Origin of the sequence: Corynebacterium sp. HMSC11D10 (assembly GCF_001806995.1) — a bacterium.
In the GTDB taxonomy this organism is placed as follows: domain Bacteria; phylum Actinomycetota; class Actinomycetes; order Mycobacteriales; family Mycobacteriaceae; genus Corynebacterium; species Corynebacterium coyleae.
The window spans coordinates 18,054-32,199 of sequence record NZ_KV787026.1 but is presented as its reverse complement, the minus strand read 5'-3'; the positions used below and the strand labels follow the sequence as shown (position 1 = coordinate 32,199).

The window sequence follows — 14,146 nt, the reverse complement described above, 5'->3', positions numbered from 1 at the left end:
CCTTGGACCGCCGTGTTGTAGCGGTTGTTGCCGCAGCAGGTCAGGGCACCCGGCTGGGCGCTGAGGTGCCAAAGGCGTACGTCCCGTTGCGCGGGCGCACGCTTTTGGAGCGTTCCGTCACCGCGATGGAAACCTCCGAAATTGTGGACCAGGTAGTCGTCGTCATCAGCCCTGCGATGGAGGAGCATGCCCGACAGTGCCTGCGGGGGCACGACGTGCAGTTTGTGCATGGCGGTGCGGAGCGCGCGGACTCGATCTATGCGGCGCTCGGAGCAATTTCGCTTGACGACGCCTGCGTGCTCGTCCACGACGCCGCCCGCGCCCTCACCCCTCCCGGCATGATTGCCCGCGTGGCCCGTGCCGTGCTCGATGGCGCGCCCGCGGTGGTGCCGATTGTACCTGTCGCGGACACCATTAAACAGGTCAGTGGGGGTGCGGTGGATGCGGTGGAGGCGACGCTGGACCGCAGCCGTTTGCGGGCCGCACAGACACCGCAAGGCTTTGACCTGCGCCAATTGCGTGCCGCCAACCGTGCTTACCTTGAGCAGTCGCCCGAGTTCGTGGCAACTGATGACGCGTCTCTAATGGAGTGGTACGGCGCCCCCGTCACCACTGTTCAGGGCGATCCGATGGCGTTCAAGATTACCACCCCGATCGATCTTCGCCTGGCGAAAAGCATTACCGATGAGGCCGAGCCGACCGTGTTCGAGATCCCCGGCAACTAGCTAGGGCGTTCGAACGAATTATCTAAAAAGTTTCGAAAAACCCTTGCATTGTCGCGGTGGTGGCATGTATGTTCGATTGAAAGATCGAAAGGGGGGACAATGTCTACCGGATACTTCGCAACAGAACGTCAGGGTGACCAGATTAGCGTCGCAGGTCAAGCGATGCGAGACGCGGAATACAGTATCTTTCACGCTTACGCTGAGCCCGGTGCGATTATCGACGACTTCGAACTGGTAAGCCAGCGCATCGCAAGCGCCGCCGGCCGTACCGTGAGCTGGGCTGAAAGCGGAATTCTTGGGTATAGCGTCTTGGCAGACCTGCCGAAACTACGCCAAATGCAGGCTGATATGCGACGGCTAGATATCACGCGCCTTAGCGCAATCGAGACCGTGCTAAACCGGTTGAACGATCTCGCCACGCCCGAAGTGTTGGCTGAGTTCGACGACTACCTAGTCAAGGTGTTCACGCCGCGTTCCGCCGGGATGGAGTTGCCATCGGCGACGTCGCTAAAGCGCCGCCTGCGTGATCGGATTAAGCAAGTCGATGCGAAGTTGGCACCAAGCCCGAAGAAAACGAAAGCTCGCAAGAAAGCAAAAGATGCGCCATTCGGCACCTGCCAAGGCGTGTTCTATGGCCAAGACGACGGGGACGCCGGTCTGAATATCTCTGGCGACTCGGCAACGATTGGTCTGATGGATATGTATGTCGGTGCCGTCGCGAAGGAACACAAGCTCAGTCGTGACGATGCACTGCAGATGATCCTCACCGGCCAGCAGCACTCGTCGATTCAGTTGGTGCTGCACGTGTTTTCGCCGAAGACCCCAAGCGCCGGCTACTTCGTTCCCGGCTTCGGCTGGTCGGGGGCAGACGGCACGGAAATCATCGATGCGCTCAAAGAAACCGCCAAGGTGAAGGTCATCGACCTCGACGAGGCTGAACATGCCGAGACTGACGCCTATGTGCCCACCGAAGCAATGAAGGCGTTCGTGCAAACCCGCGACGGTACCTGCCGTTGGCCGGGTTGCAACGTTGCCGCGAAGCGCTGCCAGCTCGACCACCGCATTCCCTACGGCAACGGCGGCAAAACGACGCCGTCGAACCTGTTCTGTCTGTGCCAGCGTCACCACAACATCAAGACGGACCGCCGCGCTACCTATGTGGTCGATCACGTCACGGGCGAAGTCGTCTGGCTTTTCGATGACGGCACCTTCCAGGTCAGCGAACCCGACGGCTTGATCGTCGAGTATCTCGCCGAAGGTGAAAACCCGCGGTGGAAGTCCACTCTGGAACAGCGTCGGAAGCGGCGCCGCGACAGTGCGGAGTTCAACGCCCGGTGTCACTCGGCGGTGGAGCAGTACGAAAAGGACTACGACTGGGAAGCCTGCGTGGAAACGATCACCACGCTGGAGGATAAGTTTGGCCGCAAGTTCGAGTATGCGCCGGAGAAGATGCCGGAGATTACGCCGGAACTCCTCGCCTCGCTGAAGAGACACCTGCGCGACCTCGAACTGGAGCGCGAGGGCTTCGAAGAATACGACTCGGCGTCCCCGGAGTGGGTAGTGTTCAGTCCATGACGAATCTGCGAGTTGGTACTGCCTTCGATGCCCATCAGATCCAGGCCGGGAAGGAGTGCTGGATCGCCGGAATTCTGCACGAGGGCCAGGATGGTTGCGAAGGTCATTCAGATGGCGATGTTGTCAGCCACGCGATCGTGGACGCGGTGCTGTCGGCGGCGGGCCTTGGGGATCTCGGCTCGTTCGTCGGGGTCGGCCGCCCGGAGTATGACGGGGTCCGAGGGGTGCAGTTGCTCGAGGAGCTCCGTGCGCTTGTAGACGACCACGGCCACACCGTCGTCAATGTTTCTGCACAAATGATTGGGCAGACCCCGAAGATGGGCCCGGTGCGGGAGGAAGCGGAGCGGGTGTTGTCGCAGGCTTTGGGTGCTCCGGTGTCGGTGTCGGCGACGACGACGGACCACATGGGGTTCACTGGTTCGGGTGAGGGCCGGGCGGCGATTGCCACTGCGTTGGTGGAATTGAACGGCAACGTAGGATAAACGGCGTGAATCAACGTATTTTCGACACCAAGACCCGCACGCTGCGAGACTTCGAGCCGGTGAATCCTGGCCACGTTTCGATTTATCTGTGTGGCGCCACTCCGCAGGCGAAGCCGCATATTGGCCACCTGCGTTCGGGTGTTGCGTTCGATATTGTTCGTCGCTGGTTTGCGGCGAAGGGCAACGACGTCGCGTTTGTGCGCAACGTTACGGATATTGACGACAAGATTCTCGCCAAGGCAGACGAGCACAATCGCCCCTGGTGGGAGTGGGTGTCCACGTACGAGCGTGAGTTCACCCGTGCGTACGACACGCTTGGTGTGTTGCCGCCGTCGGTGGAGCCGCGGGCGACTGGGCATGTGACGCAGATGGTCGATTACATGCAGCGCCTGATTGATAACGGCTACGCCTATGCAGCGGACGGTTCGGTGTACTTCGACGTCGACGCTTGGGTGAAGGCGGGCGGCGATTACGGCTCGATTTCCGGCAACAAGGTTGAGGAGATGGAGCAGGGGGAGACGTCGAACGCGGGCAAGCGTGGCGCACGTGATTTCGCGTTGTGGAAGGCGGCGAAGCCGGGTGAGCCGAGTTGGCCGACCCCGTGGGGCGATGGGCGTCCGGGGTGGCACTTGGAGTGCTCGGCGATGTCCACGTGGTACCTGGGTGGCACGTTTGACATCCATGGTGGTGGCCTTGACCTGCAGTTCCCGCACCACGAGAACGAGCAGGCGCAGTCGCATGCGGCGGGCGATGATTTCGCGCAGTATTGGATGCACAACCACTGGGTGACCATGGCTGGCGAGAAGATGTCGAAGAGCCTGGGCAATGTGCTGTCCATCGACAACATGCTGGAGGAGGTACGCCCGGTGGAGTTGCGTTACTACCTTGGTTCGGCGCATTACCGCAGCGTGTTGGAGTATTCGCCGGAGGCGCTCAAGGAAGCTGCGGCCGGCTTTAGGCGCATTGAGGAGTTTGTGAAGCGCGCTGGTATGCCGGAGCCGTCGACGTGGACTGAGGCATTTGAGCAGGCGCTTAACGACGACTTCGCCGTCCCGAAAGCCCTCGCAGAAATCCACAACCTTGTGCGCGAGGGCAATAAGGCAGCCGATCCGGCCCCGATCGCGGCGCAGGTGCGTGCGATGGCGGCGGTGTTGGGTGTTGATCCGGGGGCGTGGCCGTCGTCGTCAAGCAATGGCAATAGCAAGGCATTAGACGTGCTGGTGGAAGCTGAACTGGAACGCCGTGCGACCGCGCGTGCGGAGAAGGATTGGGCCACGGCGGACGAGGTGCGCGACCGGTTGGCGCGTGCGGGAATTGAAGTGACCGACACGGCCGAGGGGCCGCAGTGGCAGGTAAAGGAGTAGACGATGGCGAAACCGTATCAGCGTCGTGACGTACAGAAGAAGAACAAGAAGGGCCCAACGAAGGGCTCTGGCGGGCAGCGTCGCCGTGGCCTGAAGGGCAAAGGTGCGACGCCGAAGGCTGAGGATCGCGTTTACCACGCGGCGCATAAGCGCAAGTTGGAGCAGAAGCGCCGCGCGCAGGGCCGGCACGACCGTGAGGTGGCGGATCTGGTGGTGGGCCGCAACCCGGTCATTGAGTGTCTGAAGGCGAAGGTGCCGTCGGAGGCGTTGTTCGTCGCGCAGGGCACCGGCCACGATGATCGTCTGAGCGAGGCCGTTGCGCTGGCGAACAGCAAGAACATTCCGGTGCAGGAAGTGCCGCGTCAGCAGTTGGATGCGATGACCGGTAACGGCCTACACCAGGGCATTGGGTTGAAGATCCAGCCGTACAAGTACGCGGACCTGGATGACCTGCTGGAGTCGGTGGATGGCCCCGGCATGTTTGTGGTGCTGGACAACATTACGGATCCGCGCAATCTTGGTGCGGTGATTCGTTCGACTGCGGCGTTCGGTGGTAACGGCGTGATCATCCCGGAACGGCGTTCGGCGCAGGTCACGGGTGTGGCGTGGCGGACGTCGGCGGGTACGGCGGCGCAGTTGCCGGTGGCGCGCGTGACCAACGTGACTCGCACGGTGAAGAAGTTCCAGGACAACGGCTACACGGTCGTCGGCCTGGATGCGGGCGGCGAGCACACCCTGGACACGTTTGACCAGGCCACGGGCCCGGTAGTGATCGTGGTTGGCTCCGAAGGCAAGGGCATTTCACGCCTGGTGCGCGAGAACTGCGACGTGATCATGTCGGTGCCGATGACGGATTGGGTGGAGTCCCTCAACGCGTCGGTGGCGGCGGGCGTGGTGCTTAGCGAGTTCGCTCGTCAAAGAAGAATCGCTGAATAACCTCACCGCCGGTGATCTCGTCGGTGCCGGGCCCAAGCCGCGCGTCGAGCGTTTTGGCTACCGGCACCATGTGGCCGAAGCCGTCGATGGTGATGAGGCGGACGGGGGCGGGGCCGTGCCAGTCGTCGATACGCAGGGCACCGCTTGTCGACGACCCCCGCCACCCACACGAGTTGAGTTCCGCAAAGAACTGCGCAGAGTTGATTGCGGAACGGGTCTGGCCACGGTTGTTGCCGCCGATCCCGGCTTCGCCGCCGTTGTAGGGGACGAGCGGGTCGGCGGTGCCTTGGACGGAAACGAGCGGGGTGGGCTGATAATCGGAAGTGCCAACACACGTGTTGGATTCGACGGGCATGGAGGCGCCGAAGGTGGCGGCGCCGTCGAGGAGGCCGGGGGCGTCGAAAAGGAGGCGCATGACCATTTGGCCGCCGTTGGAAAAGCCGATGCCGATCACGCGACGCGGGGCGTGGTGTGCGATGACCTTCCGTAGGAATCCGACGTCGTCGATGTTCAGGCGGCGTGCGGACTCGTTGAAACCGGTGCGCAGGTCGTTGAAGTGGTGCTCCACACCGTCCGGGTAGGCCACGGTCGCGCCGAGGGTTTCAAAGGTTCGGTCGGTGAAGTTGCGCATCACGTTGCCGGACTGGCGCGAGCCGTGCAGCACCAGCAGGAGCGTGTCGGGGTCGCCTTCGACGGCGGTCCAGGTGCGAGTGCGTCCCTGGTGCTCTAGCGAGAGGCGTTCCATGCTTCCCTTTCGTCGGCGAGTTCCGCCAAGAGCTCAGCCATGGCGTCAACACCTGCGACGCGACGCGACGCCAGCGAGGGTTTGTCGCCGACCTTTACCGCCAGGTCGGTGGGGCCGAGGGCGGCGATGGCGGTTTCGTCGGTGTCGTCGTCACCCGCGAACACGGTGGCCGCGAAGTCACGTTTGTATTCAGCGAGCCAGGTGCCCTTCGTGATATCCACGGCCGAAAACTCCACCACATTGTGTCCCAGTGTGATCTTTCGGGCGGGCAGGGCAGCGGCGGCATCGAGCATGTCCTGGGCCGCTTGCTTATCCGCGACCGGCGCCACGTGCAACACCCTCTGATACGGCTTCACCTCCACATAGGCGGGCGGGATGGCGATGTCGCGCAGTTGGCGTTCGATGTCGTCGAGGTGGGCGCGGGAGTCGTCGTCAAGCGTAGGCCCGGGCTCGGCGCCATGGGAGCCGACGAGGGTGACATTGAGGCCGGAAGGCAGGACCTGGCGCAGACCGTCGAGGTGGCGGCCGGACAGGATTGCAACCTCGGTGCCGGGGATTGCAGCTAGGCGACGGATCGCGTCCTCGGCCGCCGGATGCATTGTGACCGCGTAGGGGTCGGGGTTGAGTTCAGCAAGCGTGCCGTCGAAGTCGAGGCACACCAACAACGTTTCGGCCTGAGCAATCACCATGTGCGCAGTTTAACGGCCGGGGCATCCACGGCGTCACTGAGCAGGGTGAGCACAAGGTCGGTATCGGTTGGGCGGGTGACGGTGAACTCGGTGTCGTCGTGAAGCAGGGGCGCCAACTGGTCGTGCATGTGGCGGGCCCAACCGGCGCAGTCGCCCGGGTCGCCGACCGTCACGTCGTGGAGGCGCACAGTGTCGTCGCCTTCAAACTCGCCGGACACTTCAGCGCAGCCGGTGGTGCCGGAAAACGACGAACCCGAAAAGGTGACGGATGCGCCGCCGGTATTGCGCGCGACGGGCGCCTCTGGGTCGGTGTACACGCCAACGACGTGCCACTGCTGCGGGCTCGAACACGCCGCGAGCAGCATCACCGGGGCGAGCAGCAGCGCGCGCTTCACAACGCCTCCAAGAAGTCCTGCGCCCAGCGGGTCACGTCGTGTTCCATGACCCAGTCGTGCATCGCTCGCATGCGTGCCGGATTAGGATTGGTTGCGGCCACAATCGCGGCCTTGACGGACCCCAGGTCGAACGGGTTGCACAGGTAGGCCTGGTTGAGTTCGACTGCAGCGCCTGCGAACTCGGAAAGCACAAGCGCGCCGTCGCCCTTCGGGTGTGCGGCGACGTACTCCTTGGCCACGAGGTTCATGCCGTCCTTAAACGGCGTGACCAGCATGATGTCGGCCGCCGCATAAAAGGTGCCCAGCTTGTTTTTGGGCACGCCGCGGTGGATGTAGTGCACGACCGGGCGGCCGACCTGGCCGAAGCGGCCGTTGATACGCCCGATCGCCTGCTCAACTTCCGTGCGGGTCTTGCGGTAGTGCTCGATGCGTTCACGCGACGGCGTAGCCAACTGCACCACGGCAATATCGTCGAGTTCGCCTTCCTCCAGCAGTTCCTCGACCGCCAGCAGTCGCTGCAGGATGCCCTTGGTGTAATCCATCCGATCCACGCCCAGCAGCACGTGCTTCGGGTTGCCGAGCGAATTGCGCAGTGTGCGTATCGACGACTCCGTCGCCGCCTGCACCTCATCCGCATCAATAGAAATGGGGAAGGTGCCAGTACGAATATCGGTGGTGAGCAGGCGGAAGTTCTCTTCGTCGGTGGTGCGCTGAAAACCGATCAGGTCGCAGCCGGACAGGCCGGAGAGGATCTCGTCGCGCCACGGCAACTGCTGGAACAGCGCTGGTGCCGGGAACGGGATGTGCAGGAAAAAGCCGATGGTTAAGTCGGGGCGTAATTCGCGCAGCATCCCCGGTACGAGCTGAAGCTGGTAGTCCTGCACCCACACCGTGGCGTTTTTGCCAGCGGCTTTGGCGGTCGCCCGCGCAAACTTTTCGTTGACGGCGACGTAGCGCTCCCACCCCTCCTGCCTGTACTCGGGGGTGACGATGAGGTCGTGGTACAGCGGCCACAATGTGGAGTTGGAAAAGCCCTCGTAGAAGCCCTCGAAGTCGTCCTGGTCCAAGCACACGGGGACCAGCGAGATGCCGTTGAACTCAAACGGTTCGAGTTCTGCGCTGGTATTGCCAGGCCATCCCACCCAGCAGCCCCCACGGGAGCGCAGTACCGGTGCGAGGGCTGCGACTAAACCGCCAGGGGAGACCTCGTAATGGTCGCCCACCTTGTCTACAGGCAGGCGGTTGGCCACGACGAGGAACTCGTTGCTACCCATTAGGCCTTCTTGGCGGTCTTCTTCGTCGACTTTTTAGCAGTCTTCTTGGCAGCCTTCTTCACTGCCTTCTTGGTGGACTTTTTCTTCGTCGCCTTCTTCTTGGACGCCTTCTTCTTCGTGGCCTTCTTCTTGGTGGCCTTCTTCGGCGCTTCCTCTTCCGCTGCTTGCTCCAGGTCCTCGACGTAGCGCTTGTACACGAAGCCCTGCGGGGTGACACCCAGCATGGACATGAGCGTTACGCCGTCCAGGAAGTCCTCAGCGTAAGTGGCCACGATCCGACGGGCGCCCGACGCAGTTTGCTCCTCAACGGCATGCGTTTGTTCGGCGGTGGGGCGCGAATCGGTGATCTTAGGTGGCACTTGGGGGTTCCTCCTTGCAAGAACGACAGCTAAAGCCCCATCATTCTACGCCACCTGCTTAACGACGGCGCCGTACCCGACGAATCTGCTGGAAAGTCAGCCGGCCAGCGCGCCTAAACGCCTCGTACGGCACGTAGAGCTGTGGGGCACGGATGCGGCGGGCCAGCCACTCGCCGAACACCACACCGCCGGCTAGGGCGAGGCAGGTGCCGATCGCGGTCAGCAGGTTCATCATGCCGAGCAGGAGCTGCTCGTTCATCAGCGCGTACATGCCGCGGTAGATCCACGAACCGGGCAGGAACGGGGTCACGCCGGCGACAGCAGTGATCACCGGGTTGATCAAGAAGCGGCGGGAAATGAGACCGCCGGCCAAACCGACGGCGACCGCACACGCCGCGATAGCCAACAGTCGGCCAGCGCCGAGCGGGGTGAGCGCGATGTAGAAGATGAACGAACCTGTCGCTGCGGTGACGAAGGACAGCAGCACAGCGGCTCGTTCCGCAAAGCAACACACCGCGAACGAGGCTGCCGCCATCGCGCCACCGAAGGTGGTCAGCCACACGTTGTTGTACGCCGCATCAGCTGGGAGCACCTCGACTGGGGGGAGTGGCATCCCGACCAGCTCGGAAATCTGCACGCCAGCGGCGACGCCTGCGACGATGCCGCCGGTGCCCAACATGGCTTGGAAGAAGCGGGCGGAGGCGTTGACCATGGAGCCGGTGACGCCGTCGAGAAGCGATTGCACCAGCGTCAAACCTGCAAGCAGGACGATGATGCCTGTTGCGATCAGCTGACTGGGGTTGATCGTGTGCCCGATCGAGGCGGAAAAGTCATAGGCGATTGCAGCGGGCAGCGTGGCGACGAACCCACCAATCACATTGTGAAAAAACCCGGGCAACCCGCCACGGGAGAGCAACTTGGAAAAGCCCATGATGAGAAACGCGGTCAGGCCGCCGAAGAACATGAGCAGCAAATCGCCGCCGAGCAGCATGGCGACGAAGAAACCCATCACAGCCCAACCGGCCAAGTTGCGGGTGTTGCGGTAAGGGATGGGGGCGTTGTCGATCTCGTCGAGAATCTTCTCCGCCATCTCAGGCGGTGTTGCGCCTGAGCGGATCGAGCGGATCAGGCGGTCCACTTCCTGCAGTTTGTGGTAGTTCTCGCTGATCATGGTGACCACGCGGAACACGGTGACCGGGGTGCGATGGTCCACGCCGATGATGGTGTTCAGCGTAATCGTGTTCACCGTGATGGACACGTGCACGTAGTGCAGGCCGTACGACGAACACACGGTGTGGATCTGCTTGATCGCATCCGCGGATGTAGTGGCGTTTGCGATGAGGATTTCCCCGATGCGGGCGGCGATGTTCATCACCGCGGCGACCTCGGTCGGGTCGGTCAGGTTGATCGGGGCGAGGACGGATGGGGGAGGAGAGGTGCGGGCAGCGTCGATCGTCGCTAAGCGTTGGCGCGAACCTCTGAGCTTTCCCCACAATCTCTTTTCCACACAGGCCACACTATCGGCTTGGCGGTTTTCGCGCGACCACGGGCTATGTGTAAGATCTAGCGCGTTGCTGGAGTGGCGCAATCGGTAGCGCAACGCACTTGTAATGCGTAGGTTGCGAGTTCAAGTCTCGTCTCCAGCTCGTGGGTCCCCTCGTCGATACGTATCGGCGAGGGGGCATTTTCTTTGGCGAACAAAGATCGACTTGCTCAACCTTGGGCAGCAAGTACACAGGCGACGTACAGCGTTGTGTTGTTTAATCGTGGCAAGTGCATGATTGCCGCAAAAATTAAGGAGAACACAAACCATGGCTGACTCGCAGAACCTCAAGGTGCTGGTTGTTGATGACGAGCCGAACATCGTCGAACTGTTGACGGTGTCTCTGAAGTTCCAGGGTTTTGATGTGGAGACCGCCAACTCTGGTGCGGAAGCCCTCGAGCTGGCGCGCACCTCCCGCCCGGATGCGTACATCCTGGACGTGATGATGCCGGAGATGGACGGCTTTGAGCTGCTCAGCAAGCTACGAGCTGAAGGACTTGACAGTCCGGTGCTGTTCCTGACAGCAAAGGATGCCGTGGAGGACCGTATCCACGGCCTGACCATTGGCGCGGATGATTACGTGACCAAGCCGTTCTCGCTCGAAGAGGTGATCACGCGCCTGCGTGTGATCCTGCGGCGCGGCAACGTGGTGGACGATTCGAACCAGGATTCCACCTTGCGTTATGCGGACTTGACGCTTAACGACGACACCCACGAGGTCACCAAAGCCGGCGAGATCGTCGAGCTCTCCCCGACGGAGTTCAACCTGCTGCGCTACCTGATGCTCAACGCTGAGGTGGTCGTGTCCAAGGCGAAGATCCTGGACAACGTGTGGCACTACGACTTCGGCGGCGACGGCAACGTGGTCGAGTCCTACATTTCCTACCTGCGCCGCAAGGTGGACACGGGCGATGTGCCGCTGATCCACACGGTCCGTGGTGTCGGTTACGTGCTGCGCACCCCACGTCAGTAGGCCTTTCGCAACGTTATGGCGTATTCCTTATTTACGGGGCCGACAAAGAAGCCACTGAAGCGGCAACTTGTCACCACCGTGATGGTCATCTCCGTGATCGGTACGACACTGAGTTCCGTGCTGATCTACTTCCTCATGCGCAACCTGCTGCTGGACCGTGCAGACGACCAGCTGCGGGAAGGCTTGGATACGTGGGCGCACCAGGGGCCGGTGTGGCAGTTCAACCCTTGGAACCTGCCGAGTGAGTTCACCCAATCCAGGCTGTACCCGGACCGGGGCGTGATGGTGTCGCGCCCGGGGGAGGTCAACTCGCCAGATTGGAGCCAGATCAAAACGACTGACTTCGGACAGTTGGTCACGATCACTTCTGATCTCAGCGACCCAAATACGACGACTGTGAAGCGCTGGCGTGCCATTGCCACGGAGCAGTCCGACGGTTCCGTGCAGTATGTGGCGAAGTCGCTGGAGTCGGAGTACCGGATGTTGCGCTCCCTGGCACAGATTGAGGCGCTGGTTGGGGCTCTGGTGCTCGTCGGCATTGGCATTGCAAGTAACTACTTCGTGGCACGTGCGTTGGCTCCGTTAAAGATTGTGGAAAACACCGCTCTGGCGATCGCCGGAGGCGATACCGACAGGCGAGTGCCCGCTTGGCCACGTGAGACAGAAGTGGGCAGTCTGTCGTTTGCCATGAACACCATGGTGAGCCGCTTGCAAGAATCGCTGGAAAATGCGAAAACGCAGGAAGAGCAGATGCGCCGCTTCGTTGGCGATGCTTCACACGAACTGCGTACACCGCTCACCAGCGTGCGCGGATACACCGAGCTGTACCGCAAGGGCATGGTGGATGACCCGCAAATGGTGCTGAGCAAGATCGATGAAGAGTCCGCGCGTATGCAGCTGCTCGTCGAGGACCTGCTGGCGCTAACCCGTGCGGAGGGTTCCCGCCTGGAGAAGCAGGAGGTGGATGTGCTCGAGCTTGCGCTTTCGGTGAAGGACTCGATGCACGCCGCCTACCCAGAGCGGGTGGTGGACGTGGTCAAGGACACCCCAGACGTCCCTGTCGTGGTGGGGGATCCCGGCCGGCTGCGCCAGGTAGTGGTCAACTTGGTCACTAACGCCTTTAAGCACGCGGGTCCGGATGCAGAGGTGACCATCACGATCCGGCACAACCTGGACCGTGTGGTCCTCGACATTGCGGATAATGGCTGCGGCATGGAACAGAAGGACGCCGAGCATATTTTCGAGCGCTTCTACCGCGCGGATGCGTCGCGCAACCGCAGCTCGGGCGGAGGCTCGGGGTTGGGGCTGGCGATTACCAAGTCGCTGATCGAGGCCCACGGCGGCACCGTGGTTGTCGATACGGCGCCGGGCGAGGGCTCGACGTTTACTATTTCGCTTCCAGCCGCTTAATGCCTTCGCGGATGGTGTCGGCGGCGGCGTCCATCTTGGCGGCGTCGGTTTCGTCGGCACGCATTGCGCTGGCCAGCGAGTAGCCGGACATGTCGTTGGCGGGGAAGACGTGGATGTGGGCGTGGGGGACCTCGAATCCTGCGATGAGGTAGCCCGCGCGCTGCGCATCAAACTTATCGACGATCACCCGTCCGACCTTCTGCGCCACCTCATTCATGTGCGCCCACAGGTCCGCCGGGATGTCGGTCCACTTGTCAATCTCTTCGATGGGAACGACCAGCGTGTGGCCGTACGCGACCGGTTCGATGGTGAGGAAGGCTGCGACCTTGTCGTCCTGGTACACAATTCGGCCCGGGATGTCGCCTGCAATAATTTTGCTGAATACAGTGCTCATAGTCTCCGACGCTACCGGTAAGTTGGATCGCATGCGCATCCTTGTCATCGGTTCGGGCGGCCGGGAACACGCCCTTCTCCATGCAATGCACGGCAATGAGCTCACTGTCGCGCCGGGTAACGCGGGTATGTCCCGCCTGGCCACGGTGCGTCCGCTCGACGTGTCGTCCCCAGTAGATATTGTGTCGCTCGCCCGTGAGATCGACGCGGAACTCGTGGTCATCGGACCTGAGGTGCCGTTGGTTGCGGGTGCAGCCGACGCGCTGATCGACGCCGGCTTCCCCGTCTTCGGACCAACGAAGGCGGCCGCGCAGCTTGAGGGCTCGAAGGCGTTTGCCAAGGAGGTCATGGCGGCGGCTGGTGTGAAGACGGCGACGGCGACCCGCGTGGAATCCGCGGACGCCATCGAGTCCGCGTTAGACGAGTACGGGCCGCGCTACGTGGTCAAGGACGACGGCCTTGCCGGCGGCAAGGGTGTTGTGGTCACCGAGGACCGCGCCGAAGCCAAGGCGCACGCGGAGGCTGTCATCGCAGCTGGCAACCCGGTGTTGTTCGAGTCCTTCCTTGAAGGCCCGGAGGTGTCGCTGTTCTGCCTCGTCGACGGCGAAACGGTCGTGCCGCTGCTGCCCGCTCAGGACCACAAGCGCGCCTACGACAATGACGAAGGCCCGAACACCGGTGGCATGGGTGCGTACGCGCCGCTGCCGTGGTTGCCGGAGAATGGGGTGCAGGTGCTTGTCGACGACATCGCCCGCCCCGTGGCCACCGAAATGGTCAACCGTGGCATTCCGTACCAGGGCCTGCTCTACATCGGTGCCGCGTGGGGGCCGGAAGGCCCGGCGGTGGTGGAGTTCAACGCCCGCTTCGGCGACCCAGAAACCCAGGCCGTGCTGTCGTTGTTGGAGACCCCGCTGGCCGACGTGCTGCTGGCCGTCGCCGAGGGCCGGTTGGATGAGATCGAGCCGCTGCAGTGGCGTGACGGGTTCGCTGCCATGGTCGTGCTGGCTGCCGAGGGCTACCCGCAGTCCGCAAAGACGGGCGGCGTGATCACCGGCGACGCACTCGATGACCCGACGAAGGTCCTCCACGCAGGCACCAAGGAAGAGGACGGCAATTATGTGGCGTCTGGTGGCCGTGTGCTTGGTGTCGTCGGCAATGGCGCAACGCTCAAGGAGGCCGTGGACGACGCCTACCGCATCATTGAGGGCATCGAACTGCCCGGGTCCTTCTACCGCAAAGACATCGCTCGCCCCGCCATCGAAGGCGCTATTTCCCTAGGATAA

At 62.4% G+C, this 14,146-nt stretch carries 15 protein-coding genes and 1 tRNA gene; 9 read left to right on the top strand and 7 right to left on the bottom strand.

Translation table 11 applies throughout. The features are described 5' to 3' along the window. Positions 1 to 2: 2 nt before the first annotated feature. The 5 genes from ispD (at position 3) to rlmB (ending at position 5,082) form a co-directional block, all read left to right on the top strand. A complete protein-coding gene (gene ispD, locus HMPREF3120_RS01685; RefSeq protein WP_070450259.1) occupies positions 3 to 725 on the top strand; it encodes a 2-C-methyl-D-erythritol 4-phosphate cytidylyltransferase in 723 nt (240 codons plus the stop codon). 99 nt (positions 726 to 824) lie between these two features. Next, positions 825 to 2,300, top strand: coding sequence for an HNH endonuclease signature motif containing protein (locus HMPREF3120_RS01680; protein WP_070450256.1), 1,476 nt, complete (start codon positions 825 to 827; stop codon positions 2,298 to 2,300). Further along, positions 2,297 to 2,782: a 2-C-methyl-D-erythritol 2,4-cyclodiphosphate synthase gene (gene ispF, locus HMPREF3120_RS01675; RefSeq protein WP_070422499.1), complete on the top strand. Its 486-nt coding sequence runs from the start codon at positions 2,297 to 2,299 to the stop codon at positions 2,780 to 2,782. Before HMPREF3120_RS01680 ends, ispF begins: the two co-directional genes overlap by 4 nt. 5 nt (positions 2,783 to 2,787) lie before the next feature. Then, on the top strand, positions 2,788 to 4,146 hold the full coding sequence (cysS, locus tag HMPREF3120_RS01670) for a cysteine--tRNA ligase (RefSeq protein WP_083284732.1): 1,359 nt from the start codon (positions 2,788 to 2,790) through the stop codon (positions 4,144 to 4,146). A 3-nt stretch (positions 4,147 to 4,149) separates the two neighbouring features. Then, complete coding sequence (gene rlmB / locus HMPREF3120_RS01665; protein ID WP_070422501.1) at positions 4,150 to 5,082, top strand: 23S rRNA (guanosine(2251)-2'-O)-methyltransferase RlmB; 933 nt, start codon at positions 4,150 to 4,152, stop codon at positions 5,080 to 5,082. Here rlmB and HMPREF3120_RS01660 read toward each other — a convergent pair. From HMPREF3120_RS01660 to HMPREF3120_RS01635, 6 genes are read right to left on the bottom strand one after another with little or no spacing between them, the layout of a single operon-like run. After that, the gene (locus HMPREF3120_RS01660; protein WP_070450250.1) at positions 5,045 to 5,827 is read right to left on the bottom strand and encodes a CE1 family esterase; all 783 of its coding nucleotides are present in this window, start codon (positions 5,825 to 5,827) and stop codon (positions 5,045 to 5,047) included. The two genes, rlmB and HMPREF3120_RS01660, sit on opposite strands and share 38 nt — an antisense overlap. Further along, positions 5,809 to 6,516, bottom strand: a complete 708-nt coding sequence (locus HMPREF3120_RS01655; protein WP_070450248.1) for a trehalose-phosphatase — start codon at positions 6,514 to 6,516, stop codon at positions 5,809 to 5,811. Before HMPREF3120_RS01655 ends, HMPREF3120_RS01660 begins: the two co-directional genes overlap by 19 nt. Further along, the gene (locus HMPREF3120_RS01650; protein WP_070450245.1) at positions 6,510 to 6,911 is read right to left on the bottom strand and encodes a YajG family lipoprotein; all 402 of its coding nucleotides are present in this window, start codon (positions 6,909 to 6,911) and stop codon (positions 6,510 to 6,512) included. The genes HMPREF3120_RS01655 and HMPREF3120_RS01650 overlap by 7 nt, the downstream gene beginning before the upstream one ends. Beyond that, positions 6,908 to 8,185, bottom strand: coding sequence for an alpha,alpha-trehalose-phosphate synthase (UDP-forming) (locus HMPREF3120_RS01645; protein ID WP_070450243.1), 1,278 nt, complete (start codon positions 8,183 to 8,185; stop codon positions 6,908 to 6,910). Before HMPREF3120_RS01645 ends, HMPREF3120_RS01650 begins: the two co-directional genes overlap by 4 nt. Continuing rightward, positions 8,185 to 8,544, bottom strand: a complete 360-nt coding sequence (locus HMPREF3120_RS01640) for a hypothetical protein (RefSeq protein WP_070450240.1) — start codon at positions 8,542 to 8,544, stop codon at positions 8,185 to 8,187. Before HMPREF3120_RS01640 ends, HMPREF3120_RS01645 begins: the two co-directional genes overlap by 1 nt. A 58-nt stretch (positions 8,545 to 8,602) precedes the next feature. Then, the gene (locus tag HMPREF3120_RS01635) at positions 8,603 to 10,051 is read right to left on the bottom strand and encodes a threonine/serine exporter ThrE (protein WP_246815393.1); all 1,449 of its coding nucleotides are present in this window, start codon (positions 10,049 to 10,051) and stop codon (positions 8,603 to 8,605) included. A gap of 66 nt (positions 10,052 to 10,117) precedes the next feature. Between HMPREF3120_RS01635 and HMPREF3120_RS01630 the strand changes: the two genes are divergently transcribed. The 3 genes from HMPREF3120_RS01630 (at position 10,118) to HMPREF3120_RS01620 (ending at position 12,470) form a co-directional block, all read left to right on the top strand. Next, positions 10,118 to 10,190 (top strand) — tRNA-Thr (locus tag HMPREF3120_RS01630). 165 nt (positions 10,191 to 10,355) lie between these two features. Beyond that, a complete protein-coding gene (locus HMPREF3120_RS01625) occupies positions 10,356 to 11,060 on the top strand; it encodes a response regulator transcription factor (protein WP_070422508.1) in 705 nt (234 codons plus the stop codon). A gap of 15 nt (positions 11,061 to 11,075) precedes the next feature. Then, entirely contained in the window at positions 11,076 to 12,470 is a 1,395-nt protein-coding gene (locus HMPREF3120_RS01620) for a sensor histidine kinase (protein ID WP_070422509.1), read from the top strand. Here HMPREF3120_RS01620 and HMPREF3120_RS01615 read toward each other — a convergent pair. Beyond that, positions 12,448 to 12,864: an HIT family protein gene (locus tag HMPREF3120_RS01615; protein WP_070450361.1), complete on the bottom strand. Its 417-nt coding sequence runs from the start codon at positions 12,862 to 12,864 to the stop codon at positions 12,448 to 12,450. The two genes, HMPREF3120_RS01620 and HMPREF3120_RS01615, sit on opposite strands and share 23 nt — an antisense overlap. Before the next feature lie 31 nt (positions 12,865 to 12,895). Here HMPREF3120_RS01615 and purD point away from each other — a divergent pair, with 31 nt between their 5' ends. Continuing rightward, positions 12,896 to 14,146, top strand: a complete 1,251-nt coding sequence (gene purD / locus HMPREF3120_RS01610) for a phosphoribosylamine--glycine ligase (protein ID WP_070450235.1) — start codon at positions 12,896 to 12,898, stop codon at positions 14,144 to 14,146.

What these genes read in the sequence shown, in the direction of transcription:
- HMPREF3120_RS01655 (WP_070450248.1), bottom strand. Translation starts at nt 6,516, where the DNA reads ATGGTGATTGCTCAGGCCGAAACGTTGTTGGTGTGCCTCGACTTCGAC.
- rlmB (WP_070422501.1), top strand. Translation starts at nt 4,150, where the DNA reads ATGGCGAAACCGTATCAGCGTCGTGACGTACAGAAGAAGAACAAGAAG.
- HMPREF3120_RS01620 (WP_070422509.1), top strand. Translation starts at nt 11,076, where the DNA reads ATGGCGTATTCCTTATTTACGGGGCCGACAAAGAAGCCACTGAAGCGG.
- ispF (WP_070422499.1), top strand. Translation starts at nt 2,297, where the DNA reads ATGACGAATCTGCGAGTTGGTACTGCCTTCGATGCCCATCAGATCCAG.
- purD (WP_070450235.1), top strand. Translation starts at nt 12,896, where the DNA reads ATGCGCATCCTTGTCATCGGTTCGGGCGGCCGGGAACACGCCCTTCTC.
- HMPREF3120_RS01645 (WP_070450243.1), bottom strand. Translation starts at nt 8,185, where the DNA reads ATGGGTAGCAACGAGTTCCTCGTCGTGGCCAACCGCCTGCCTGTAGAC.
- HMPREF3120_RS01625 (WP_070422508.1), top strand. Translation starts at nt 10,356, where the DNA reads ATGGCTGACTCGCAGAACCTCAAGGTGCTGGTTGTTGATGACGAGCCG.
- HMPREF3120_RS01660 (WP_070450250.1), bottom strand. Translation starts at nt 5,827, where the DNA reads ATGGAACGCCTCTCGCTAGAGCACCAGGGACGCACTCGCACCTGGACC.
- HMPREF3120_RS01615 (WP_070450361.1), bottom strand. Translation starts at nt 12,864, where the DNA reads ATGAGCACTGTATTCAGCAAAATTATTGCAGGCGACATCCCGGGCCGA.
- HMPREF3120_RS01680 (WP_070450256.1), top strand. Translation starts at nt 825, where the DNA reads ATGTCTACCGGATACTTCGCAACAGAACGTCAGGGTGACCAGATTAGC.